This window comes from Clostridium pabulibutyricum, from assembly GCF_058242705.1.
The window spans coordinates 621,605-646,998 of the sequence record NZ_JBZAYZ010000001.1 but is presented as its reverse complement, the minus strand read 5'-3'; the positions used below and the strand labels follow the sequence as shown (position 1 = coordinate 646,998).

General features: G+C 34.6%; 19 protein-coding genes and 2 other annotated features. Of the genes, 4 read left to right on the top strand and 15 right to left on the bottom strand.

What is annotated here, in order from left to right; genetic code table 11:
- Window positions 1–1,311, bottom strand: coding sequence for a hypothetical protein (locus AC4CVH_RS03225; RefSeq protein WP_490786274.1), 1,311 nt, complete (start codon window positions 1,309–1,311; stop codon window positions 1–3).
- Window positions 1,312–1,491: 180 nt separating this feature from the next.
- Between AC4CVH_RS03225 and spoVB the strand changes: the two genes are divergently transcribed.
- Window positions 1,492–2,823 (top strand): stage V sporulation protein B, encoded by a 1,332-nt coding sequence (spoVB, locus tag AC4CVH_RS03220; RefSeq protein WP_490786273.1) that lies wholly within the window; start codon window positions 1,492–1,494, stop codon window positions 2,821–2,823.
- A 24-nt stretch (window positions 2,824–2,847) separates the two neighbouring features.
- Here the strand turns inward: spoVB and AC4CVH_RS03215 are convergent, their stop codons facing one another.
- The 6 genes from AC4CVH_RS03215 to AC4CVH_RS03190 all read right to left on the bottom strand — a co-directional run bounded on the left by AC4CVH_RS03215 (window position 2,848) and on the right by AC4CVH_RS03190 (window position 9,785).
- Window positions 2,848–4,452: a putative polysaccharide biosynthesis protein gene (locus AC4CVH_RS03215; RefSeq protein ID WP_490786272.1), complete on the bottom strand. Its 1,605-nt coding sequence runs from the start codon at window positions 4,450–4,452 to the stop codon at window positions 2,848–2,850.
- A 21-nt stretch (window positions 4,453–4,473) separates the two neighbouring features.
- Entirely contained in the window at window positions 4,474–5,433 is a 960-nt protein-coding gene (locus tag AC4CVH_RS03210; protein WP_490786271.1) for an RluA family pseudouridine synthase, read from the bottom strand.
- 161 nt (window positions 5,434–5,594) lie between these two features.
- Complete coding sequence (locus tag AC4CVH_RS03205) at window positions 5,595–6,767, bottom strand: M20 metallopeptidase family protein (RefSeq protein ID WP_490786270.1); 1,173 nt, start codon at window positions 6,765–6,767, stop codon at window positions 5,595–5,597.
- 30 nt (window positions 6,768–6,797) lie between these two features.
- Window positions 6,798–8,888 (bottom strand): cell division protein FtsA, encoded by a 2,091-nt coding sequence (locus AC4CVH_RS03200; protein ID WP_490786269.1) that lies wholly within the window; start codon window positions 8,886–8,888, stop codon window positions 6,798–6,800.
- 169 nt (window positions 8,889–9,057) lie between these two features.
- On the bottom strand, window positions 9,058–9,369 hold the full coding sequence (locus AC4CVH_RS03195) for a FlxA-like family protein (RefSeq protein WP_490786268.1): 312 nt from the start codon (window positions 9,367–9,369) through the stop codon (window positions 9,058–9,060).
- A 107-nt stretch (window positions 9,370–9,476) separates the two neighbouring features.
- Window positions 9,477–9,785 carry a hypothetical protein gene (locus tag AC4CVH_RS03190; RefSeq protein WP_490786267.1) on the bottom strand — a complete coding sequence of 103 codons (309 nt, stop codon included), beginning with the start codon at window positions 9,783–9,785 and terminating at the stop codon, window positions 9,477–9,479.
- Window positions 9,786–10,095: 310 nt separating this feature from the next.
- Between AC4CVH_RS03190 and AC4CVH_RS03185 the strand changes: the two genes are divergently transcribed.
- Window positions 10,096–11,115, top strand: a complete 1,020-nt coding sequence (locus AC4CVH_RS03185) for a collagen-like domain-containing protein (protein WP_490786266.1) — start codon at window positions 10,096–10,098, stop codon at window positions 11,113–11,115.
- An 84-nt stretch (window positions 11,116–11,199) separates the two neighbouring features.
- On the opposite strand, the gene AC4CVH_RS03180 is transcribed toward AC4CVH_RS03185, so the two are convergent.
- The 4 genes from AC4CVH_RS03180 to AC4CVH_RS03165 form a co-directional block, all read right to left on the bottom strand.
- Window positions 11,200–12,339, bottom strand: a complete 1,140-nt coding sequence (locus AC4CVH_RS03180) for an acyl-CoA dehydrogenase (protein WP_490786265.1) — start codon at window positions 12,337–12,339, stop codon at window positions 11,200–11,202.
- A gap of 41 nt (window positions 12,340–12,380) precedes the next feature.
- Window positions 12,381–13,814: an FAD-binding oxidoreductase gene (locus AC4CVH_RS03175; RefSeq protein WP_490786264.1), complete on the bottom strand. Its 1,434-nt coding sequence runs from the start codon at window positions 13,812–13,814 to the stop codon at window positions 12,381–12,383.
- Window positions 13,815–13,940: 126 nt separating this feature from the next.
- Window positions 13,941–14,879, bottom strand: a complete 939-nt coding sequence (locus AC4CVH_RS03170; RefSeq protein ID WP_490786263.1) for an electron transfer flavoprotein subunit alpha/FixB family protein — start codon at window positions 14,877–14,879, stop codon at window positions 13,941–13,943.
- Window positions 14,880–14,899: 20 nt separating this feature from the next.
- On the bottom strand, window positions 14,900–15,685 hold the full coding sequence (locus tag AC4CVH_RS03165; RefSeq protein WP_490786262.1) for an electron transfer flavoprotein subunit beta/FixA family protein: 786 nt from the start codon (window positions 15,683–15,685) through the stop codon (window positions 14,900–14,902).
- Window positions 15,686–16,228: 543 nt separating this feature from the next.
- Here AC4CVH_RS03165 and AC4CVH_RS03160 point away from each other — a divergent pair.
- Entirely contained in the window at window positions 16,229–16,810 is a 582-nt protein-coding gene (locus AC4CVH_RS03160) for a MarR family winged helix-turn-helix transcriptional regulator (RefSeq protein WP_490786261.1), read from the top strand.
- A gap of 377 nt (window positions 16,811–17,187) precedes the next feature.
- Window positions 17,188–17,388: a binding site (T-box leader), on the top strand.
- Between the two features lie 46 nt (window positions 17,389–17,434).
- Window positions 17,435–17,635 (top strand) — a binding site (T-box leader).
- A 114-nt stretch (window positions 17,636–17,749) separates the two neighbouring features.
- The gene (locus AC4CVH_RS03155) at window positions 17,750–19,093 is read left to right on the top strand and encodes an MFS transporter (RefSeq protein WP_490786260.1); all 1,344 of its coding nucleotides are present in this window, start codon (window positions 17,750–17,752) and stop codon (window positions 19,091–19,093) included.
- Between the two features lie 193 nt (window positions 19,094–19,286).
- On the opposite strand, the gene AC4CVH_RS03150 is transcribed toward AC4CVH_RS03155, so the two are convergent.
- From AC4CVH_RS03150 to AC4CVH_RS03135, 4 genes are all read right to left on the bottom strand, one after another.
- On the bottom strand, window positions 19,287–20,735 hold the full coding sequence (locus AC4CVH_RS03150; RefSeq protein ID WP_490786259.1) for an amino acid permease: 1,449 nt from the start codon (window positions 20,733–20,735) through the stop codon (window positions 19,287–19,289).
- A gap of 735 nt (window positions 20,736–21,470) precedes the next feature.
- Window positions 21,471–22,622 (bottom strand): methyl-accepting chemotaxis protein, encoded by a 1,152-nt coding sequence (locus tag AC4CVH_RS03145; RefSeq protein ID WP_490786258.1) that lies wholly within the window; start codon window positions 22,620–22,622, stop codon window positions 21,471–21,473.
- A gap of 121 nt (window positions 22,623–22,743) precedes the next feature.
- Window positions 22,744–24,309: an acyl CoA:acetate/3-ketoacid CoA transferase gene (locus AC4CVH_RS03140; protein ID WP_490786257.1), complete on the bottom strand. Its 1,566-nt coding sequence runs from the start codon at window positions 24,307–24,309 to the stop codon at window positions 22,744–22,746.
- Between the two features lie 112 nt (window positions 24,310–24,421).
- On the bottom strand, window positions 24,422–25,363 hold the full coding sequence (locus AC4CVH_RS03135; protein WP_490786256.1) for a 3-hydroxyacyl-CoA dehydrogenase family protein: 942 nt from the start codon (window positions 25,361–25,363) through the stop codon (window positions 24,422–24,424).
- Between the last annotated feature and the right edge of the window lie 31 nt (window positions 25,364–25,394).

The following is a 25,394-nucleotide window of genomic DNA, read 5'->3' as shown; positions in this document are numbered from 1 at the left end:
TCAATCTCGTTTGATTCTTAATACAAGCACTATAGAAGCTATTCCGCATATAATAAGATATACATATATACTGTTAAAACGTTCATAATTAATATCTTTTATACCTGCATCTCTTCTACTTATACTATACATATATCCACTGCCGCTATCAAGCATCATCAGATTTTTATTATATATTTTCATACTGCTTATATTTGATCCCTTTTTCAATTTCAATTCTGTTTTTTCAACTCGTGATTTTTCAAAACTATACACTGCGTTGTATATTCTGTTATAAAAAAATATACAGTTTTTTTCTCCTATGTTCCCTGAACTGTCAACTGCAAGACTTCCAAGACTTGAAACATTTTGCCCTTGATACACAGGTGACGGCGGATTCATATTAGGATGATTTTCAAATACAAAGCTTAAATTCTTTCTGCTCTTGAACTTTGGAGATGTAATAGGATCCCCTCCGCTGTAATCAGGCCATCCATACCAATATCCCCCATTTACTTCATATATGTAGTCATTGTCACCATATACTGCTCTTGCGCCTCTTTCTTCCATACCTCCTACAGAACAGACAGGCTTGTTTTCATCATTAAAATCCATGCCCTTCACATTTCTTATACCCCAGGCAAATGTATTGGCTTTCCTATTGTTAAGGTTTATAGTTATAATAGATGCATTCCCTGGAAAATGAGAAGAAACTATCTGTCCACTTATACTTTTTGTCTTATAGCTTTGAAAAACTCCAGTATTTTTATCTCCAAAATTTTCACCCTTCAAAGTCACATCATAAGGTGTCATGTCATGAAAATAGGGTTCCGTTTCTTTCCACTTATTATCATTGCCTACCACACCTGAATTTGTAGCAGCACCTATTGAAACATATATCAAATTTCCCCTGACTCTCACAATGCTCCTGTTATAATCACCATAGTTTGGAATTCCAGAAAAAAACTTTTCGTTTTTATTTTTCAACATATCATAGCAATATATACTATCCTTAGAAGAATAATATACTTTGCCCCCATTGTAGTCTATACTGCTTATATCAAAATCTTTATTTTCAATTAAATTGTGACTTTTGCCACTGCTGTCTATAAACTGAATCCCCGTATTATAAGCTATATAATAATTTCCAAACCCATCTGTTGTAAAATCAACTGCACCTTTCAATCCTTTGTATTTTTGACTTATTTTCAAATCTTTATTAATCAAATCAATACCAATACTAGGATGCCATTTATAAAAATAGATCTTTATTGCATATGCGGCTAAAATTACCAACCCTGCCAGTAATGTAACCTTTAATAACTTTTTCATATATTCAAATCTCCTAATTCATGTCTTTCAAAATATATATATTTTATATTCCTGATATTTATTCATATACGCTCATTTATATATACATAATCCGAATTGTAGAATATATCCTGCTGTTAAATCATAATTATTTAACAAATACATGAATTTCAACCCAAATTTAAAACTCAGGAGTATCTTATGAAAAAGGATAGATTTTTAAAGAGTTCACTTATTATGATTTTCTCGAACCTAATAACAAACATATTTGCCTTTGTATTTTCAATAATTCTTTCAAAATATCTAGGGGCAGAAGGCATGGGTCTCTACGACCTTATAATGCCGATTTATGATCTTTTCATATGCCTTATTTGCGGCGGGATGGTAACTTCCATCTCAAAAACGGCAGCCATATACTTTGGAAAGGATGATTTCTCGAATTTAGAAGGATCAATCTCCGTATCGTTTCTATTTGATTCAATATTATCACTCATAATAATATGCTTTGTATTCATAAATGCAAAATTTATAGGTATGAATATAATAGACGATATAAGAGCTGTTCACTCAATACAGGTAATATGTCCTGCAATGTTTTTTATTTCACTTTCCTGTATATTGAAAGGATATTTTTATGGAACATCAGACGTTAAAATTCCAGCATTTGTAGATGTATTTGAAAAATTTTTAAGAATAGTCATAATAATAAGCATAATATCCGCTTTCTCTCTAAAAGGTGTAAAAAATACTGTAACAGCTGCATATTTGACTCTTACTTTCGGTGAATTTACGAGCCTTGTACTTTTATATTCCGTATACAGAATAAAAAAGAGGAAATACATAATTCCCAATAATTATGTTCCAGACAAGTTCCAGCTTTTGTTTGACATACTCGTTGTTTCATTTCCACTTTGTATAAACGGCTTTCTGTCAACTGCACTCTCTGCACTTTCTGCACTCATAATACCGAGAAGACTGGTATCCTCCGGGATTGACTACAATATTGCCCTTTCAATGATCGGGAAATTCAAGGCAATGTCACTTAGTATAGTCTTTTTTCCATCAACTATACTAAATTCAATATCAATAGTACTAATTCCAGATCTATCTGAAAAACTCAGCTCCAAAGACTACTTTTTAGTTGAAAACAGGATTTCACAGGTACTGAAAATATCAGCCTTTTTAGGTATCACAACCATGGCGGTATGCTTCATGTTTCCGCATCAGCTCGGACAAATTTTCTACAAAAGGAACGACCTTGGAAACTATATAAGATTTGCTTCAATGTGTGCACCGTTAAGCTTCCTGTCAATAGCCACCTTTGGTATATTGAATGGAATAGGAAAACAAAATATAATTCTAAAAAACTCAATAATAGTCTCAATAGAAGATCTTATACTTGTATATATTTTAACTGCAATCCCAAGCATAAATATATATGGATGCGGCATAAGTCTTATAATAACCTCAGCTACAAGTTTTATTCTAAATATGAAGGAAATAATAAAAGACAACTTCTATAATCCCTTCTAGAAGCTGTCTTTCAGATTGTTTTAACTATTTTATACGTGAAAGTATAAACTTAGGCATGATTTTTCTCAAAGCCGTTGGAAGACTTCCCATATCCTCCGCTGTAATTCCCCCTATGGAAGCCATGACAAAAGCATATGTAAACATGCCAACCACAATTGCACCTATAGTTGATATTGCATTTGATACATAACCTGGACTTATAAAGCTTGTCAGTATGTTCAGAAGATAATATGTAAGAAATACACAGGCTCCCATTGCTATAGATGAAATTACAGGTTTAACCGCATGAATCACAACATCTATTCTTACATTAAGTGATTTGTTTATCTTACGATAGTTTAATAGTATCGGTATACTGTACCCGAAAATGGTTCCAACCACAGCTCCAAGTATGTTTATTTTTGGATTTGCTATAAGCACATAATTAACTGCAATTTTAAATGCAATTCCTATCACAGAATAAACTGCAACCACATAAAGCTTTCCTATTCCCTGAAGTATTGTTGTTTGTATCTGCATGACAGCCATAAGCACAAGTACAACCGATCCAAAAGTCATTATGCGCGCACCATCACCAAATTTCAACAAATAGAAAATTGGCTGGCTTAAGATTGCAAAACCTACAGTAGCCGGAACAGCTATTAAAAAACACAATCTGAAGGAATAGTTTATACGATTTTCAACTTCCACCTTGTCATTGACAACTGAAGCTGCGGATATCGCAGGCAATATTGCCATGGCAAGAGAAGATATTATAGTAATTGGAACATTTAAAAGCTGCTGGTACTTTGTAAGAATCCCATAAAGTGCCGTAGCAGTATTTTCATTGAATCCACCTACCATAAGACGTGCTTTTGTATTATAAACATCAATTATATTTCCAGCATAAGTCATCCCAACACACAAAGTTATAGGAACTCCATAATTTATAATCTTTTTTACTATCTGCTTTGTGCTTATTCTCGCTGTTTTCTGCTCCACATTCTGATATCTTGTATTTAAGCTGTAATTGTTGTAGCAGAACATGAGAAAACATGCAGAAAATAAAGCCCCAAGAGAAGTACCTATAGTACCCCCTGCACATCCTGCTTCAATTCCATATTTCATGAGAATTGCTGCAAATACTATTGAAAATACAATATTCAATCCCTGTTCTATAACCTGAGATACGGCCGTAGGTGTCATATTTCCATTTCCCTGGAAATATCCTCTGTATGCAGAAGATACTGACGTAAAAAGTATTGCAGGTGCCAGTGAAACGAGCGAGAGATAGGCTCTTGGAAATTTAATGAATTTTGCAAGAGGCATTGAAAGCAAAATCAAGAAAAGCATCATCATAACTCCAAGTACAATTAACATAAACCTCGCTATTTTGAAACTTTTTACTGAATTTTTATAGTCCCCAACAGCATTCATCTCAGATATCAGTTTTGATATTGCCACGGGTATGCCCGAATTTGTTATTACAAACACGAACGTATATATCTGATAAGTAGCTCCGTATATTCCATATCCAACATCACCTATTATTCTGAGCAAAAACGGTATATATAAAAGTGACATTACCTTTGTAACCATTCCAGCTGCAGACAATATGGCAAAACCTTTAGTTGTTGACTGTTCTTTCATATTCAACCCCCCTATTACAGCTTAAAACTTTTCAAATAAGTCACTCTTTATCTTTTTAAACATAGGAGGCAGTGATGCCGTTACCGTTCTACCTTCAATATACGAAAAGTTATTTGTACAATTTTTGAAATAAAATTTATAGGCATACAAATATTGATATTCAAGTCCGTATTTATTGAAAAAAATACTGTTTACATTCCCGTCACCATACTTTGGATCCCCTATAATTGAATTTCCAAGATGCGCCAGATGTGCTCTGAGCTGATGACTTCTTCCAGTAAGAAGATTTATTTCTATCATGGAATATGTTCCACAGCTTTTCAGTGTCTTTGTTTCCATGCATATCTCCTTTGTATTCTTTCCCGGTTCATCCACAACATTTGATACATTTTCTTCCCTGTTTTTACATATGTATGCAGTATATCTTCCATCCTTAAGTCTTCCTCTTACAACTGCAATATAATACTTATCTATGTCACGTTCCCTTATCATCTGGTTCAGCACTTTAAGCGCCTCATAATTTTTACCATATACTACAATTCCCGAAGTATTCCTGTCAAGTCTGTTGCATGGCGAAGGCTTAAAAGTAAGTGACTCGCCCGGTAAATACTCACCTTTGTCATATAAATATGAAAGTGCATAATCTGTTAAAGTGCTTTCCTTTTTTTTATTATCTGAATGTACAAGGATTCCAGGCCACTTTTCAAGGAGAAGCATATTGGAATCTTCATACACAACTTTGAGTGCTCCAGTTTCCACGCCTTTAAATTCACGTTTTTTTACATTTGAAACTATATAACGTGCCTCTACAACATCCCCCAGTTCAAGAAAGTATTTTTCTTTCTTCTTCTTGCCGTTTACCTTTATGTCACCCTTTCTTATAGATTTATATATAGCACTCAAGGGTACATCTTTAAGCCATTTTCTCAGAAATTTATCCAGTCTTTGACCAGATTCATTATTTCCTATATCTATTTTCATTCACTCACTCCTACGAAAGTTATAATACGTTTCATTTTTTTGTCCAACAATTTATTATATAATAATACTTCAATCTAAATCAATCCTTTTACTTAAATGGTCATCAAAACTTTACATTAAAAAGCCCCGCTATCCTGCGGGGAATAAAATACAACTATATATTATCTAAGAAAATCATATACCGCTTTGCATTGAATTGCAGTTCCTATGGGAATACATTCTTCATCTATATCAAATAAGTTTCCATGAGCCGGATAAACTGTATTTTTGCTTTTGTTTCCGCTTCCAAGATAGTAAAATGCCGACGGCCTTTCCATGGAAAAATATGCAAAACTCTCCACTCCCATGCTCGGGTTTTCGAGATTTATTATATTTTTTTCGCCTATGATACCGGATGCAGAAGACACCACGTCTCTTATAACATTATTATCGTTGTAAAGGCATGGATAGCTTTCCTCTATTTCTATGCTGCATGTTCCACGCATTGAAGAAACCACACCTTCTACAACCTCTCTCAATCTTTTTTTTACATACTCCCTGTTCTCGGTTTTCATGGTTCTTATTATTCCAGATATAGTAACCTCTGACGGTATTATATTCTGGGCTGTTCCTCCATTTATAGAGCCCACTGTAATTAAAGCCCCTTCTGTAGGTGATATTTCCCTGCTTATTATTTCCTGAAGCGCAATTACAACATAACTGCTTATAACTACAGGATCGATTCCCGCATGCGGCCTTGCTCCATGGGAACCTTTGCCGTTTATTTTTATAGTGAATGGATTCGAAGCTGCATTTACAACTCCATATCTTACTCCTATTTTACCTGTTTCTATCCCTTCTTCAACATGTAATCCTATAATTCTGTCAACATGAGGATTTTCAAGCACCCCTTCTTCTATCATTACTTTTGAACCACCTGTAGTTTCCTCTGCAGGTTCAAAAAAGAGCTTTACATTACCCTTAAGGCTATCTTTTATGCCATTTAATATTCTTGAAACTCCAAGCAATATTGTTGTATGGGCATCATGTCCACATGCATGCATTTTTCCTTTTACTTTTGAGGCATAATCACATTTTTTCATATCCTGAAGAGGGAGTGCATCCATATCTGCCCTGAGTCCAATGGTTTTAGTTCCATTTCCATGTATTGTGGCACATATACCACTTCCAGCAGCTTCAACATACTGTATTCCTTCCGCATCCAAAAATTGCTTTATTTTTCCCTGAGTTCTGTAAAGCTCATAATCCAGCTCAGGATTCATATGAAAATCCCGTCTTATACCAATCAGTTCACTTTTCATGGCTTTTGCCATCTTTAAGAAATCAAATTCCATATATGTCCTCCAAACTATTTAAATAAAATTTTATTTCCAGCCTATGTCTATTACGTCTCCATCTGAAAGCACATCATAATATCCTGCACTCTTTTCGTTTATGTGCATATACAATTCTCCTCTTGGCCTCGACAAATCAAACTCAATATGGTTGAATATATCCACGAATATATACTTTTCTTTTCCTTTCAATATTACAGGCTTTCCATTTGCAATTACAGTAATTGTATTTTCCTCACGCGCAAGTTTTGAAATTTCCTTTTTGAAAATTTCATTTTGAGATTCCAGTTCCGACGATTTGTTAAGTTCCTGTACTTTATCCTGCTTTAACTCATCCAATGCAATTTCAGTTTTATCTTGAGATTCAATTTCTTTCTTTTCAGATATTCTTGATATTCTGTCGCCTTCTTTTATAACATATTCATCACCAAGAATTTCGTCTCCAAGATAGTAAATAGCTTCATCACCATAATTTCCTATGTACTTTTTATAATCTCCTATGGTCTTAGGAATTATTATATTTATATTGTCGTTTTCTTTTATCCTATAATCAACTGTTACTTGATTTTCATCCACATATGCTATTGGTTCCATACTCTCCATTATATTGTTCATGAAAAAGCTAACACAATATGCCTGGGTTATGTAGTCTATAATCCTCGGTTCTGCATTGTTTCCATCTGATGCATAATCAAGTTTTACCTTGTCTCCTTCTTTTATCTCCTCATCAACACTTTTTTCAAATCCATTTATGGTAATTACAGCATTCTTTCCAAGAGTACCAAAAGCCACCCTTTTTATTCCATTAAGTACAAATCTTATATTTTTACCATTTTTGGCTATAAGCACCTTAGGACTTATTCCTGCTTGAAGCAGCACATCCATAACCGTATGTTTATGTGAATTAAAAAGGCTTACTATTGTTCCATTCAACATTATATCTATAAAATCATGTCCAAGTTTTCTTATTGATACAAGTGCAATTCCAAGAACTGTAACACCAGTGCTTTCAAGTGAATTATCAATGCATACACAATCTTTAATAGACTCTCTGCCCTTTATAGCTATTCTCTTTTCCGGTATATTCAGCTTCTCGGCTAAAAACTCGTGAATTTTTGGTGTATGTGCTCCTCCACCAACAAGGAATACAGCATTTGGTGATTTGTTTCCATTCAACGCTATTATCCTCGATGCTATCTCTTCCGATATTTTATATACAACAGGAGTTATCAATTTTATTACATCTTCACTTGTAGTTTTTCCTTCTAAACCAAGGACATCAGTATATGTTATTTCTTTCTGAATCGTACATTTCTTTTTTATACTTTCAGCTGTGTTAAAATCAACAAGATAACTTTGTGCTATTGCATCTGTAACTTCATCTCCTGCTTTAGGTACCATTCCATAGGCACTTATTGTATCACTGCTGCTTATGGCAATATCCGAGGTACCTGCACCTATATCTACAAGTGCGAGATTAAGTATTCTCAAATTTTTAGGAACAGCTGCCTCCATTGCAGCTATAGGCTCCAAAGTAAGGCTTATAACATCAAGTCCAACCTTCTCCATCACTGAATACAAACTGTCAACTACAGACCTTGGAAGAAATGTTGCTATAACCTCTGCTGAAATTTCCTCACCTTTTTGTGATAATAAATTTCCTATTAAATATCCATTCAGATAATAATTTTTTACACTATATCCTACACAATACAATCTTCCCTTGGTGTCTTTATTGACCTTTTTTTCTGCCGAATTTACTGCTGTAAGTTCAAGACTTCTTATAGTATATTTATCTATTTCCTTATCATAATCCGTTTTCAGGGACTCTTTTGAAACAACAGTTCTTAAAAACCTTCCAGCTGCAGCTATAACCACATTTTCCATTTTCATATTAAGGTCTTTTTCTATTTTCTGCTTTATTAAAGACACAGTTGCAGCTACAAGTCCAATATCGTGAATCTGTCCGTCCAGCATAGCCCTTTCAGTATGCTCAAGACAATACTCTGATATTATGTTAAATTTCTTATCCTTTACAATTCCAGCTGTACCTATTACAGTACGTGTACCTATATCCAATGCAAATATTACATCTTGCGAACTAAGTTTGGCGGTATCCATAATATTTACCTCTTTTTCTGTTTAAAACTTGTATTTGAAAATAATATTCCATCTTACAAATATTATAATTAATTATGGTATATTTGTAAACCAAACCAGTGTAGATAAAAAAAGCGGCAAGTCATCCACTTATAGAATTATGGATAACTTGCCGCAGATTGCTTATGATTCAAGCAAATGCATCGATTTTGTCAGATGAACTTACATTTGAATTTTTTACATCGCTTTTGGCAGCTATATTTTCAGATGTTTTTGATCCCTGACGTGATTGTTTTTGCTGTATTTCAGACTGTATCGACTGAAGTTCTGCCTGAAGCTGCTGAACCTTGCTCTGCTTTGTCTGTGAATCATCATTACTTGAATTTTCCTTTTGTATTTCCTGTTGAATTTCCTGTGCTTGCTTTTCAAGATCTGATACTCCACTTGAACTTGACTGAGAAGCAGAATTCGCCGACACACTCGATACGGATGAAATATTCATTTTGCACATCTCCTCTAGTTATAAAATAATTATATCTAAGATTATTTTATAACTAGTTTCTTAAAATTTGCTTAAATAAAAATTCCAAAGTCACACAAAAACAAATACTAGCATAAGTTTTGAGACATTTTAAGAGTTTCTTCTTTTTCATTTATATACGGAAGCTGTTTTAAAATATCATATACAATTTTTTTATCCGAATTGCCATGATTCATTACTCTTTCCTTGTCTATTTTATTTTCACATACCATTCCACACCAAAAATCTACAAAATCCTGTTTTGTTATAAAATGAATATTTTCTTCAACCTTTAATACAAATCCACTGTCAAAACCTTCTACTATTTCAACGTTTTCTAATTTTTTATTTGTTATTATACCACATACATCGTCCCATACTTTTTTAAAAGCAACCATTTAAAACTCCTCCTTAACAATATCACAAAAGAAATATATGCCATAACATTATATACATAGTATAACATATATATTAAATATAATAAACTATCCTGTCTATTTTATTTAAAAGTATATCACATATCAAAATACATCATTCAATAATTCATCTTATTTTATATTGAATTTTAGCAGCAAAAATAAATATAATTTTGTTGCAATATCGTTAAATAACCATATTATGTACTGAGCAGTAATTTATTAACTTAAGAAAGCCTTATTTTTCTATTTAAAACACTTTAACCATTTATTTAAAAAGGGGGAGGGAAATATGGCAAGGCATAAAAAATCAAGTCACTCAAGAAGTAAACATGAGTCCGATCCTAATTTTGAAAACATCGACTCACCTGAAATTGATTTTGAAGAAATCGAGAGACAAAATTCATACAGTTCAAAATGCCATGATAACTCAAAAGACAAACATTGTACTAGATGTGTAACAATTTGTGGAAAACAAGGTCCTAAAGGTGATAAAGGCGATACCGGATGCACCGGTCCAAGAGGTGCTAAAGGTGATCCTGGATGCATGGGTCCAAGAGGCCCCAAAGGCGATACTGGCTGTCCCGGTTGCCCGGGTTCCATAGGTCCTGTTGGCCCTGCCGGCCCTCAAGGCATAAAAGGTGATCCCGGTGCTCAGGGCCCTCAAGGTGCCGTTGGTCCTCAAGGCGCCAAAGGCGATACTGGCGCTCAAGGTCCCCAAGGTGATAAAGGTGATCCCGGTAACACTGGCAGCATAGGTCCTACTGGTCCTACTGGTGCCCAAGGTATTCAAGGTGAAACAGGTGCCCAGGGTGTTCAAGGTGCTGTTGGTCCTCAAGGTGCCAAAGGCGATACTGGTGCTCAGGGCCCTCAAGGTGATAAGGGTGATCCCGGTGCCCAGGGTGTTCAGGGTGCTGTTGGTCCTCAAGGTGCCAAAGGCGATACTGGTGCTCAGGGCCCTCAAGGTGATAAGGGTGATCCCGGCTGTCAAGGCCAAAAAGGCGACAAAGGTGACCCTGGCTGCACCGGACCTAGAGGTCCTAAAGGCGATCCTGGCTGTCCAGGGCCAAAAGGTGCTAAAGGTGATCCTGGCTGCATAGGTCCAAGAGGACATAGAGGCGATCCTGGCTGCATGGGACCTAAAGGTGATAAAGGCGACCCTGGCTGCCCTGGACCTAGAGGTCCTAAAGGCGATCCTGGCTGCCCTGGACTAAGCGCCCATGAACTTAAGAAATTAAAAAAATTGCTTGAAATTCTTGACATTGACACTTTAAAGCAATTAAAAGATTTTATCAAGCACAGCTCAAATTAAAAAATCCCAGTATAAATCATAAAAAAAGCATATACAAGTTTGATTTTTACAAACATGTATATGCTTCAATGAGTTCCTATATTACTACTTAAGCATCCATCCTGAAAGAACCATCATCTGAACTTCGGATGTTCCTTCATAAATTTCCGTTATCTTTGCATCACGCATCATTCTTTCAATTGGGTAATCGCTTGTATATCCATATCCACCAAACAACTGAAGGCATCTGCTTGTTACATCAGTTGCATTTCTAGCTGCAAACAATTTTGCCATTGCAGCATATTGTGTAAATCTGTCATAATTATCCTCTGCATATGCAGCTTGGTATACCAAAAGCTTTGCAGCTTCTGTATTGGCACGCATTTTTGCAAGTTCAAACTGTGTGTTCTGGAATTTAGCAATTGGGCGTCCAAATTGTATACGTTCTTTAACGTATTTTACAGTTTCATCTATTGCACCTTCTGCAATTCCAAGAGCCTGTGCAGCTATCCCTATACGTCCTCCATCAAGAGTTGCCATTGCTATATTAAATCCTCTTCCTTCTTGTCCAAGAAGATTTTCCTTTGGTACTATACAATTGTCAAAGAACAATTCGCATGTAGAAGATCCACGAATTCCCATCTTCATTTCATGACTTCCAACGGAAAATCCCGGAAAATCTTTTTCAACTATAAATGCCGAGATACCTTTCGTTCCTTTGCTCTTATCAGTCATTGCAAATATAATATAAACATCTGCATATCCTGCATTTGTAATAAATATTTTACTTCCATTTAATACATAGTGATCCCCTTCAAGTACAGCTGTTGTCTTCTGCATAGAAGCATCTGTTCCAGCGGAAGGTTCTGTAAGACCAAATGCACCGAGTTTTTCACCTGAAGCAAGAGAACTTAAATATTTCTTTTTCTGTTCTTCTGTACCAAATCTAAATATTGGTGTTGTACAAAGACTTGTATGTGCTGAAACAATAACACCAGTTGTTGCACAACATTTTGAAAGTTCTTCTATACACTGTACGTAACTCAATGTATCCATTCCAGCTCCACCAAATTCTTCTGGAAATGGTATTCCCAGCATTCCCATGTCTGCCATCTTTTTTACATTTTCTTTCGGAAAACGCATGGTTTCATCAATTTCCTTTGCGATTGGCTTTACCTCTTTTTCTGCAAAATCACGGTACATTTCTTGTAATTGTTCATGATTCTCATCTTGTTTAAAATCCATGTTAATTCCTACCCTTCTATTTTTATATAATTGTATTTTTGTTAATTGCTGCCTTCCAACTCACAGCATACTTTTCCTGGATTCATAATGGAATTAGGATCAAACACTTTTTTAATTCCTTTCATCAAATCCATATTTATTTCTCCAACACTATCTGCCAGATATTTTATTTTTCCACTTCCAATTCCATGCTCTCCTGAAACAAGTCCGCCGCAGTTAGTTGCTTCTTTATATATAATATTGAAGAATTTATCCACTCTGGACTTGAATTCTGACTCTTCCAAATCATTACTACATTGATATATATGAAGATTTCCATCACCTGCATGACCAAAACTTTTGATAGTCAAACCACAGTCTTCACCTGCTTTGTTTACAAAATTAAGATATGATGGAATCTTATTAACTGGAACTACAACATCACACTCATCAAGCAATTTTGTCTCTGCCATTATTGCCTCAAGAAAACTTGAACGTGCAGCCCATGCATCTTTCATTTTTGCAGGAGTATCAGCTACAAGAACATCAATTGCACCTGCTTCAAGCACTATTTCACTTGCCTGCTCAATAAGATCATTCAATTCATCTTCATCATTTGCATCCAATGTAACAAGCAAATATGCATTTGCAACTACCCCATCTACCTTTTGAGGGAACACACTTTTACCAACATATCTTTCACTTGACAAAACAATTTCTCTTTCCATAAACTCCAATGCTTGTGGATTCATATGGTTCATTTTGAATTTAGGAACAGCAGAAATACAATCATCTAAATTTTCAAAAGGAATAATCAAACTTGCAGCCACCTTTGGTGCCGGCATAACTTTTAAAGTGATCTCTGTAATAATCCCAAGAGTCCCTTCCGAACCAATCATCAAATTCAAGAGACTGTAGCCTGAACTTGTTTTTGATACTGTAGCTCCAAAGTTAGTAATCTCTCCTGTTGGGAGAACAACTGTCATTGCACGTACATAATCACGAGTTGCACCATATTTAACAGCCCTCATTCCACCAGCATTTGTAGAAACATTTCCTCCAAGGCAGGCAAATTTTTCACCAGGATCAGGTGCATAAAGCAATCCCTGTTTTGAACAGTCTTCTGCAAGGTCATTCAATAAAACACCAGCCTGAACATGTACAACAAAATTTTCCATATCATATGAAAGTATTTTGTTCATCTTGGTAAGATCTATCAAAACACCGCCTAGGAGAGGAACTGCTCCTCCTGTGAGTCCTGTACCTGCTCCTCTTGGAGTTACAGGTATTTTGTTTTCGTTGCATATCTTTACAACTTCAGCAACTTCTTCTGTAGAATGTGCCATAAACACAACATTTGGAGCTGCTTTTCCATAGATAGGCATCTCATCATGACAATAATCCTCGTTTATGTCATCACCCGTCAAAATATGTCCTGGAGCTGCCTCCTGTAATTTCGAAATTAATTCTTCTGTCAATTGATTATACTCTGGCATTAATAATCATTCCTTTCTATTCTATTTTTTATAGTATAATGCCCATTTTTGTGGAGCATTATTTTATATACAAAATAAAATCATAAATAATTGTTCCCTAATTTCTAAACCAAAAGTTGCTGGGAATTATTTTGACTTTGCTTTCTTCATTTCTTCAATCATAACCGGAAGAATGTCCATTACATTTCCAACAATACCTACATCGGCAATTTCAAAGATAGGAGCATCCTCATCCTTATTTATTGCAACAATATACTTAGAACCTGACATTCCCGATGTATGCTGGGTAGCTCCGGAAACACCGCATGCAATGTATAGCTGTGGTGCTACAATCTTTCCTGACTGTCCAACTTGATGTGCACGCGAAATCCATCCATCCTCAATAGCTGGCCTAGTTGCACCTACTACACCACCAAGAACCTCTGCTAAGTCTTCTATAAGCTTGAAATTTTCTGCATTTCCCATTCCACGTCCACCGGAAATAATAACTTGTGCTTCCTCCAGATTTACTGACTCTGAAATGTCTTTTACTGTATCCACAATTTTAGCTTTTACAGCATCGGATGGAATGTCAATTTTTTTATCAACAACGCCTGCATTTGAAGAAACTTCAGGCTTTGGAAAACTTCCGCCCCTAACTGTAACTACAGCTGTTCCATCCACTTCTATATGTTCAAGAACAGTACCGCCGTAAGCAGGCCTTGTATATACAACCTTATCCTGATCTTTATTGACTCCTGTTACATCACTCACACATCCAAAGCTCATACGTCCTGCCACACGAGGTGCAAGATCTTCAGCCAAAGCTGTATTAGCTATTAAAATAATATCTGGATTCTGCTCTTTAACAGTTTGCGTCAATACTTCAGTTACTGTATCACAATCTGAAGCAGCGTCTACAGAAATAACAGGAACTCCAAACTCAGCAACCTCATTTGCAGCATCTTTGCATCCCACCACAAGGGCTGTTGCTTCCGCATCCAGAGATTTTGCCGCACCAATTAATTCAATACTTCCGCCTAATGCTTTTTTTCCATCTGTTTCAATAAACAATAATGCTTTCATATTTCTGTTCTCCTCCTTAATTAGATTGCTTTATCTTTTTTCATTTGATCAATAGCAGCGCTTACTGCAAGTGACGCATCTTTCTCTTGAATTTTGATACCAGCTTTTCTCTTAGGAGGTTCAACATATTCAATACAATGTACTTTAATTTGTTTTGCCTCTCCTATATCCGCTGCCGAATAAGTTGGAATAACTGCCCTACGGCTTGCCATCTTATTTTTGATAGTCGGATAACGTGGATCATAATCTGGTTTGCTTACTGTAACCACAGCTGGAGATGCCAAAGAAACTACATTGTATCCCTCTTCAGTTTCCTGATGTATTTCCAATCCCCCATCTTTTAAATCGATTTCAACTGCACTGCTTACGAAGCCTTTTGCAAGTCTTTCAGCAAGCATAGGCCCTACCTGACCTGTGATTTCATCCGTCGACTCTTTTCCACAAAGAATCAAATCAAATTTTTGACCCTTGTCTTTTTCAATCTTGCAAACAGCATCAGCTAATACTTCAGCCGCTCCCATAGCATCGAGATTTGCATATGAATCATCCTTTACAAAAAAGGCCTCTTTAGCTCCAACAGCAAGACAATTTTTCAATGTATTCAGAGAATCTTCTGCTCCGACATTCAATACACTGACACTTCCGCCATTTGCCTCCACAAAACGGACTGCCATCTCCAATGCATATGTGTCAAATGCATTTGCTGCTAAACTGACCCCATTCAAGTTAGGTTTTTTCGTTTTAGAATCCAAATGGATTTCAACGGAATCGTCTGGAACCTGTTTTACACATAACAGAATCTGCATATTTTCCCTCTCCTTTATATTATATTGTTAAAATATTTTAATAGAACTAGTGTGTATTCAAAACTTTTGCAGCCACATAGCTGCAAGCTAAATACCTCCAAGTTTTTCAAAGTACCAATCCATAACTTTAGTCTCGATTAATTTCTACAAAACTCTTGTTTAATGGTATTACCACTTTAGTTAAAATTTTATCACAATCTATCCGATGCTTCAAGTGTTTAATAATTCTTTTAACAAAATGCATCAATTTTTTTTAACTTCATGCGGTCAAAATGCCTAAACAGTCTGAATTTACTTGGTTAAAAACCCCTATGTTTTATGCTTATCAATGTTTAACGTTTACATGCAAAGCATAAAATTAAAGGATCGCTACCTTTTATCCTCTGACCTTATTATATATCTTAATCGCATATAAATAAAGTGTTTTATTAAAAAAATATAGTCAGGTACTTGACTTATTTCTTTTTTAATATTATATTATAGTCAAGTACTTGACGAATATACCTAGGTGATCAAAAAATTATTGAAAGGAATGTATTTTTTATGAGTGAAACAAGAAATGAAATTTTAGAGCAACTCACACACTTGCATATGCTGCTACACCGCCATCAAATGCAAAGTCTCAGAAACTTTGGACCATTTAGCAATCCCCACAGAGGTCAGGGACGTATTCTTGCAATTTTAAAGATAAAACCCGAAATCAGCCAAAAAGATTTAACTTACCTGTTGGATATGAGTAAACAAGCTATAGCTGAACTTCTAAACAAACTAGAAAAGAATGGGTATATTCAACGTGAAATATCAAATGAAGACCATCGCAGTTTCAATGTAAAATTAACTGAAAAAGGTGTTGCTGCAACTGATAAAATAGAAGACGATAAATCATGTGAATTGGAAAAAGTGTTTGACTGCCTAAATGATGATGAACTGTCAAATTTACATGAATATCTCAATCGTATTATTGAAAACCTTAAATCACAATTCGGGGAAGACACTGCGGACTTTCACAGACAGATGTTTTCACATTTTATGAAACACGGCCATTTCCACCATTTTAGAAGAGGTGCAGACTGTCAAATTCAAGATAGGTTCCATAATGGATTTGGTGATTGGTACAATAAATAAACCTTATTGATTGAAAAAATTATATAGATAAAATTCTCAAATAATAGATGGCTATCGGTAATGGCTGTCTATTATTTTTTAATGCAAATACTGTATCGTTATAGTTATATGCCTTATTAAACTATACTTTATGATGTGATGATGTTGACTTCAAGGGAAAAAAACATATTAATTTCTATACTAAGTATTTTATTAATATTTACTTTTTCTACTTTCAATAAACAAACTCCGAAAAATAATTTCAATTGATGTGCCGATAAAATTTACTATTAAAAAAGTTAATAACACATGGTATATTGTAGATAAGGAAAAAACGGCTTTATGAAAATAATTTGACAACAATCAATTTTCATATTATAATTAGGAAAACGTAATTCATAAAAACTTTGATGGGAACAAAGTAGATATATGATATTTAAAGAGAGTGATTGATTGGTGAAAATTCACATTGTTCATATGTTGAATACTCTTCCCTGAGTTGCAAGCTGAACTTAGAGTAGGCCGTGCCGGTTTTAATAATCGTTAAGTTTACAAGAACAAATTTGGATGGTACCGCGGTATTTTTTCTCGCTCCAAGAGAATTGATATCGCTTTTTTATTTACTTTTATAATCTAATAAAAATCACAAAAATCATGATAGAGAACAGTAAATATAATTATATTTCAAAGAGAATGGTGTCGGTGAAAAACCATATTTATATTATATTGAAACTCACTCTTGAATTGCTTTCTGAAACATCAGTAGGATCAAGCCGGTATAATAAATACCGTTATAACTACAAGCAAAAAATTTGGGTGGTACCGCGACAGACCTTCGCCCCATGGAGAGGTCTATTTTTTATGCTCTTTTTTATAAATTAGTTCAACAGCCTTTAAAATAGGCTCAAAAATTTTTGCAATAATTAGAATATTATTTTATCTTGAGTGGAGGTAGTTTTAATGTCGGAAGTTAATTGTATTTGTGAAAAAATGGATTATGTACCCATATCTAAGATGCACTATAAAATTTTATGGCTTATAGGTCTTGGAATATTTTTGGATGGATTTGACGTATACCTTGCCGGAGGTGTACTTGGAGTGCTTTTGAAAAGCAATTGGTCCACCATGAGCCTGAACGCAACATTTATATCTGTTACTTTTATAGGCCTTTTAATAGGATCGCTTATTACAGGCTTTCTCGGTGATAAACTCGGACGTAAATTTTCATACCAGCTGAACCTTTTAATCTTTGGAGGAGCATCACTTGTAGGTGCATTTTCGCCAAATATGATTTTTTTAATAGTCTGCCGCGGAATAATGGGAATAGGTCTCGGTGCCGAAATTGTAACAGGATATGCACTTCTTGCAGAATTTGTTCCGTCAAAAACAAGAGGAAAGTGGGTTTCCATGCTCTCTTTAATAACCAACGTATCAACTCCTGCAGCAGCCTTTCTCGGATATCTTATAATACCTAGATTCGGCTGGAGATGGATGTTTATATTTGTAGGTGTATTCTCAATTATTGTATGGATTTTAAGAAAGGACATGCCCGAATCTCCAAGGTGGTATGAATCCAAGGGAATGAAAGCTGAAGCAGAACAAGTTGTATCTATATTTTACAAGAATGCTGAAATTGAAGCTGGCAGCAAAATACCACAGCCAGTACTTTTAAATACAGAAAATAAAGAATCTAAAAATTCAGGAAAATTTTCAGATCTCTTTAAAAAGAACATGATTTCAAGAACAGTGGTAGGCTGTGTAATTTTAGTCGCTATAAACACACTTATATATACATTTGTAAGCTGGGCTCCTACTTTCTTTTTAAGAAAAGGAATAAATGTATCTAGTTCTCTTGGATATACAACCATAATGATGATTGGTGCCCCACTTGGTGCACTTATGGGTAGCTTCATTGTAGACAGATTTGGACGCAAATGGTGCATAACCTTCTTTATGCTCGTAGCTGGTTTTCTTGGATATGCATATGCTGCACAGAATACAATGTGGTTAATCCTTACAATAGGCTTCTTTCTTACAATAACAATATATATACTTTTAACTCTCGGCCTTGCAATTTATGTTCCAGAACTCTTTCCTACAAACATAAGGCTCAGAGGTTCCGGTTTCTGCAATGCTATAGGAAGACTTGCAACTATATTCACTCCTTATGGTGTTGCCTGGATATTAAAAAATTACAACACCAAGGTTGTATTTATATCTCTAGCCGTAATACTTGCAGTAGTAGCTCTCATAATTGCAATTTTGGGAGTTGAAACAAAGCAAAAATCTTTGGATCAAATATGACAGAAAACGGGCTTTAATTAAACCAATAACTGTCAAATAGACAGATATATAAGTTATGGACAATTTCTAATATAGGCACCTTAAATACTTTTATGCATTATTTTCGCTCTACCTTAATAGCTTAATATTAAAAACAAAGCCTAATTTATGAAAAATCATAAACAGGCTTTATTTTTTGCATTTTAAAAACAAATTAATTTTCTGTTTTAATATTATTACTTTTATTTGACCTCTTAGCAATTGTAGGTAATATAAGTCCCAACCCTATTAATATGAAAGGTGTTAATATATTAAGCGTTATCTGAAAATACCATCCTCCTGAATAAGTCTTAACTCCACTAGGAAACATACCCATAATGCATGCAAAAGCAGTGAATGCAAAGCACCATAACCCTGCTAAAAAACCTAAAGTCCTATTCTTAGTAAAATGATATGCTGATTTGAATTTACCCTCTACAGCTTTCTTTAATGCCATATATGCTAAGAATACCCATAAATACCTTAAAGGCATAACTACAGCATTTAATCTCAATAACCAGTTAAATAATGAATTCATGTCTCCTATACCTAAAGCAGGTACTATTATTATTATTCCAACTAATATTGCAGTCAATTTATACCCATTTATCGGTGTGCCATTCTCATTAACTTTAGTTAATGACTCTGGTATGTATCTACGATCTACATCAGACAACAAAACTTTTATTGGAGCATCTATAGAAAATACTAATGCTGATATTTGTCCCAACATATTAGCAATTGCATATACTATTAGGAAGAAATTTCCAAGTCCATAATATTGCCCTAATTTTTGGAATGAGTAATATGCACCATTCATCATCAAATCTTTTGGGATATTATTCGGATCAAACATCATTCCCATAGCAAAAGAACCTAATAAAGCTGTTACAGCAACCATTATTGCAAGAACTATCATACCTTTTGGAAAATCACGTGAAGGATTTTTCATATTATTTACATAAGGTGCCATCTTTTCACATCCACCTACAGCAAACACCAATATAGCTAAGCTTGTCATATAATCGAAATTAAAATTAGGCATAAGTGAATTCCAAGTAAAACTAATTTTATATGTGTGTGCAGTAGTTAATGCTGGAGCTGCACATGCTAATATTACATATAAAATTGACATAACAAACATAGATATACCTGCTACAGTACCAATTTTCTTTAAAGAATTCACTCCTTTAGAAGAAACCCATAGAAATATTAAAAATACAATCAGGCATATTGGCTGCAATATCATTGGACTAATGCCTTTAACAAAATTTCCATTTTGCTTAACAGCCCAACCTAAAGCTATTAGAACAGACTGTGGTTTTTGTGCTAAATACGGAACATGTACTACCCAATAAGTCCATCCTGCCAAATAAGCTAAAGTAGGTCCAATAGATACTTTTATCCACGAACTTACCCCTCCCTTACTTTCTTTAAAAGTAGATCCCATTTCACCTACCATTAAAGCATAAGGTACAAAATAAAGTGAAAACATTAGTATCCATGATACTACTACTTTCATTCCCTGTGTTGCATAGCCGTTTACAACATTACCGAACCCCCACACACTAACAAAAGCCATTAGTGCAAGACTCTGCCAGGTTAATTTTTTATCGTTTCCCATTTTCTATCCATCCCCTTTCCAATTTAAATATTATCGGATAAAAATCATCTTAACTCCTTTTACCACTATATTAAAGTACCATATATTGATCTATTCATCAACACTTTTATAAAATAGTGATATTTTAAATTTAATATTTTAATTGATATTAATATTATAAATAATATTAATTTTCAGTTATTTATAATATTAGATACTCTTTTCAATTTCTAAGTTCTTATTTTTATAATTCATAACATATCAGTAACATATAGAAAAACTCCGGCAATTATGTTACCTTATCATTAAAAAATCACCAAAAATCCCAATGATATGGGGAAAACATATATGCCAGATTTTCAGGACTGTTTTCTTTCCTTGTTCTATTGGAATCTTCGTTAAAAATTACATCAAGCACCCAATGCATACTTTCAATACCTTTTTTTGAATTATTATTTTTCCCTTATTTTCACTTTTCCTCACAGCTAAACCTATACTTTTTAAATTTTTCCATTCTTTTCTTGTACTAAGCCACTCTATGTCCTTTGTCCACTGACCTAGTATAGCTTTATGAAACATCTTTGATATCAACAACAGCTTTTGCTATTTCTTTCTTGCAGCCCATATTATCCAGTCATCTAAATATACAAAGAGTACTTGCCAAATCCATGTGGGGATTAATAACTATATTTTTTTATAATGGAGTATCTATCCTATTTATGAAAATTTATCTTCTTAGCACAACATGTTAAATTACTACAATTTAAGTGCAATCTTATTTATTTCTTCAGACATAGAAGTAATTTCTTCTATACTTGCTGATATCTCTTCTGTAGCTGCAGCTTGTTCCTGACTTGATGATAAAGAATTTAAACTTTTTTCACTAGACTCATCTACTTTGATTATAATTTCGTCTGTAAGCTTCTGAATTTTAGGAACTGTATCCTTAGTCTGCATAGACAATTTCCTAATTTCATCTGCTACAACTCCAAAACCTTTTCCAATTTCGCCCACTCTTGCAGCCTCTATTGTAGCATTTAATCCAAGCATATTTGTTCTATCTGATATATCCTTTATAAACAAAGATATTTCATTTATTTTCTTTGAAATTTCAGATATCTCACTTATATTTTGGTTAAGACTCTGTTCATTTATATGTATATTTGAAGCAGATACTGCCAATTCAGAACTTGTAGAAGTTATCTGTTCAAGACCACTTTCCATAGTTTCAACCATTCTTCTAAGATTTATAGCAGCAATTTTGGGAATAATCAAACCAAATGTTCCAACTATCTCCCCAGACTCCTGATCAAACAAAGGGTGACATACGGAAAGAACCGGTACTCCCCCCCACACTGAATCATCATACTCTTTAGATAGAGGTTTTTTACCTTTAATTACCATATCCGATAATGTATTTTCTTTAAAATTTTCTCCAACTACAAGCTGAGGAAGCTGAAAATCGCTTGAGTGCTGCATATCCGTAATTTTATGTGAGTCAGTAGTATATAGCACAGCACCGTCTGGGAACATCTCTGACAAAACCGGTGCAAAATCATTAAAAGCTTTTAACAGCGGATGCACTATGGGAAACACAGACGAAAATACCCCTTTAATATTCCCATCATCATCCGCTATTGGTTCAGCAATAGTTCTTAATCTAACTCCATATACTGATCTTTTTATATTTTCAACTAACGTTTTGCCTTCCCTCATAGCTCTCATATTCACACTATCGGCATTCAATTTTTTTCCCACGTCAAATATATCCAAATCAAATTCTTCGGATGCCTTTTTCCAAATAAATTTCTCCCCATCACTGATTAAATATATTACACCTCCAGATATCATATTTGCCTGCGTTTCGCACATCTTTTTTATATGTTCTACTGCACTTTTTAGAATCATATTTTCACTCCCTTTAAACAAAAATCGTCAATTTAATATAACAGTTCAGAAAATTCAAGCATATTATATATCATTTATCTTACAATTTTATATAACACACTTGAATTTTAAAATTTAATCTTTAAGCTATAGAATTTTTTATGCCCATAGGCTCGTCTCTAAATATTCTTTCATCCATTAATCTTAAATTTTCAGATACTATTGGTTCAAACTCCATATGAGCTAATATATCTTTTTCAAGATCCACTCCTGGAGCAATTTCCTCCAATACCAAACCATTTTTAGTCAATCTAAACACCGCTCTTTCTGTTATATAAAGAACTGGCTGATCAATACTCACTGCATACTCTCCACTAAATGTTATCTGTTCAACATTCTTAATGAATTTATTGAACCTTCCTTCATTGGATATAACCAGCTTTCCGTTATCAACATTTATCTTTAATCCGCCAGCCATAAATGTTCCACAATAAACCACTTTTTTTGCATTTTGAGTTATATTTATAAAACCGCCGCAGCCTGCGATTTTAGGTCCAAACTTGCTAACATTTATATTTCCCGATTTATCACATTGTGCAAGCCCTAAAAATGCTATATCAAGTCCTCCCCCGTCATAAAAATCGAACTGACTTCCAGCATCAAGTATACATTCAGGATTTATCGAAGCTCCAAAACTCAAGCCTCCAGCTGGAACTCCTCCTATACCGCCTGCTTCTATAGTTAAGGTCATGTTATCTCCAATTCCCTCTTCATTGGCTACCATAGCTATTCCCTCTGGCATACCTATTCCAAGATTAGTAACATCGCCTGTACTAAGCTCCATAGCTGCTCTTCTTGCTATGATCTTTCTTTCATCAAGCTTCAAAGCTCCTATAGAATCTACTGGAAGTTTAACTTCACCAGAATATGCCGGATTATACACTTCACTAAAAGTCTGCATATGATTGTTATCCTTATCACCCACAAGAACTATAGCATCTACATATATTCCCGGTATCTTAACTTTTCTAGGATCAAGACAACCCTTACTTACTATTCCTTCAACTTGTAATATTACCTTTCCTCCAGAATTCTTTGCAGCCTGAGCCATAGATATTCCATCAAGAAGTGCCGCTTCTTTTTCAAGAGTAGAATTTCCATCTTCATCTGCATAAGTTGCTCTTAAAATTGTAACATCTATAGGAAGAGCTTTGTAAAACAAATAATCTTTGTTACCAATATTTACAACTTGTACTATGTCATCCTTAGTAACCTCATTTAATTTTCCCCCATCATTTCTAGGATCTACAAATGTTTTCAATCCTACATGAGTAAGTGTGCCAGGCTTTCCCGCTGCAATATCCCTATAAAGGTGTGATATAACTCCTTGAGGTAAATTGTATGCCTGTATTTTATTTTCTAATGCCAATTGCTGAAGTTTTGGTACTAGTGCCCAATGTCCTCCTATTACCTTCTTTAACAGGCCTTCATGTGCTAAATGATTAAGTCCTCTGTCCTTGCTGTCTCCCTGACCTGCTGCATAAACCAATGTTAAATCCCTAGGTTCCTGCGAAGCCAAATACTTTTTTTCAATTTCTATAGTAAGTTCTTCAGGATGGCCGCATCCGACAAATCCGCCTATTGCAACAGTGTCGCCACTTTTTATTAAGCTCATTGCCTGCTCTTTCGACATAATTTTTGATTTCATTTTTATACCCTCCTGTCCTAATTTTTAATCATCATTATCCTGGATGCTATTTTATTTTCTATGCGCATATCAAATAAATCTCACAATTATAACTTTAATTTAATATATAAATTTACTTTTCTAATCCATCTCTCTTTAAAAATTCCAATAATACTTCCGTACGTTCCTTTTGTTTTTTATCAGTAAAATCAGGTGTCCAATTGTAAAAACCTTCACCGCTTTTACTTCCTAATTTTCCAGCTTCAACTTTATCCTGCATAAGCTTAGACGGCTGTGTATAATTACATAAATCCTCAAACAAATAGCTTGAAATGTTGTGGAATATATCAAGACCTCCTAAATCCGCACTGCATAGTGGACCCGTTACAGGGAGTCTTCTTCCATGACCATACTCCATTGCCTTATCAACTTCCTCTGGTTTTGCCCAGCCTTTTTCTACTATATAAAGAGCTTCTCTCAAAAGAGCAAGCTGAAGTCTATTGCCTATGAAGCCTAAACATTCCTTCTCCATACGAACAGCCTTTTTCCCTATAAATTCAACCCATTCCATTGCAATTCCCATTGTATCATTAGATGTTTTTTCTCCTGGAACTACCTCTACCAAAGGTATTAACTGAGGCGGATTCCAAAAATGAGCTATTACAACTCTTTCAGGATGTTTTGTATTTTTTGCTATATCTGTAGGACTCAAGCCTGACGTATTACTTGCAAGTACTATATTTCCTGGACAAATTTTATCTAATTGTTTGAATATATCCTGCTTCAATTCAAGATTTTCTGCTAAAGATTCAATTATAAAATCAGAACCTTCAGCCGCTTCATTTATAGTTTTAACGCCCTTAATTTTTCCTAGTATTTCAGAGCTTTTCTCTTTTGATATTTTTCCTTCATCCTCTAATCGTTTTAAACTAGACTTTATATTATTAAAGCCTCTATCCAAACTAGCATCTGATCTTCCGTACATAACTACATCCAGTCCAGCTTTCGCAGAAAGCAAAGCTATACCATGTCCCATAGTTCCTGTACCCAAAACTGATACTTTTTTAATATTCATTATTCATTATCCTTTCCAATACATAATTATT

Bases quoted from the DNA above. Each gene is read 5' to 3' on its own strand.
- AC4CVH_RS03225 (WP_490786274.1), bottom strand. From the start codon at position 1,311: ATGAAAAAGTTATTAAAGGTTACATTACTGGCAGGGTTGGTAATTTTA.
- spoVB (WP_490786273.1), top strand. From the start codon at position 1,492: ATGAAAAAGGATAGATTTTTAAAGAGTTCACTTATTATGATTTTCTCG.
- AC4CVH_RS03215 (WP_490786272.1), bottom strand. From the start codon at position 4,452: ATGAAAGAACAGTCAACAACTAAAGGTTTTGCCATATTGTCTGCAGCT.
- AC4CVH_RS03210 (WP_490786271.1), bottom strand. From the start codon at position 5,433: ATGAAAATAGATATAGGAAATAATGAATCTGGTCAAAGACTGGATAAA.
- AC4CVH_RS03205 (WP_490786270.1), bottom strand. From the start codon at position 6,767: ATGGAATTTGATTTCTTAAAGATGGCAAAAGCCATGAAAAGTGAACTG.
- AC4CVH_RS03200 (WP_490786269.1), bottom strand. From the start codon at position 8,888: ATGGATACCGCCAAACTTAGTTCGCAAGATGTAATATTTGCATTGGAT.
- AC4CVH_RS03195 (WP_490786268.1), bottom strand. From the start codon at position 9,369: ATGAATATTTCATCCGTATCGAGTGTGTCGGCGAATTCTGCTTCTCAG.
- AC4CVH_RS03190 (WP_490786267.1), bottom strand. From the start codon at position 9,785: ATGGTTGCTTTTAAAAAAGTATGGGACGATGTATGTGGTATAATAACA.
- AC4CVH_RS03185 (WP_490786266.1), top strand. From the start codon at position 10,096: ATGGCAAGGCATAAAAAATCAAGTCACTCAAGAAGTAAACATGAGTCC.
- AC4CVH_RS03180 (WP_490786265.1), bottom strand. From the start codon at position 12,339: ATGGATTTTAAACAAGATGAGAATCATGAACAATTACAAGAAATGTAC.
- AC4CVH_RS03175 (WP_490786264.1), bottom strand. From the start codon at position 13,814: ATGCCAGAGTATAATCAATTGACAGAAGAATTAATTTCGAAATTACAG.
- AC4CVH_RS03170 (WP_490786263.1), bottom strand. From the start codon at position 14,879: ATGAAAGCATTATTGTTTATTGAAACAGATGGAAAAAAAGCATTAGGC.
- AC4CVH_RS03165 (WP_490786262.1), bottom strand. From the start codon at position 15,685: ATGCAGATTCTGTTATGTGTAAAACAGGTTCCAGACGATTCCGTTGAA.
- AC4CVH_RS03160 (WP_490786261.1), top strand. From the start codon at position 16,229: ATGAGTGAAACAAGAAATGAAATTTTAGAGCAACTCACACACTTGCAT.
- AC4CVH_RS03155 (WP_490786260.1), top strand. From the start codon at position 17,750: ATGTCGGAAGTTAATTGTATTTGTGAAAAAATGGATTATGTACCCATA.
- AC4CVH_RS03150 (WP_490786259.1), bottom strand. From the start codon at position 20,735: ATGGGAAACGATAAAAAATTAACCTGGCAGAGTCTTGCACTAATGGCT.
- AC4CVH_RS03145 (WP_490786258.1), bottom strand. From the start codon at position 22,622: ATGATTCTAAAAAGTGCAGTAGAACATATAAAAAAGATGTGCGAAACG.
- AC4CVH_RS03140 (WP_490786257.1), bottom strand. From the start codon at position 24,309: ATGAAATCAAAAATTATGTCGAAAGAGCAGGCAATGAGCTTAATAAAA.
- AC4CVH_RS03135 (WP_490786256.1), bottom strand. From the start codon at position 25,363: ATGAATATTAAAAAAGTATCAGTTTTGGGTACAGGAACTATGGGACAT.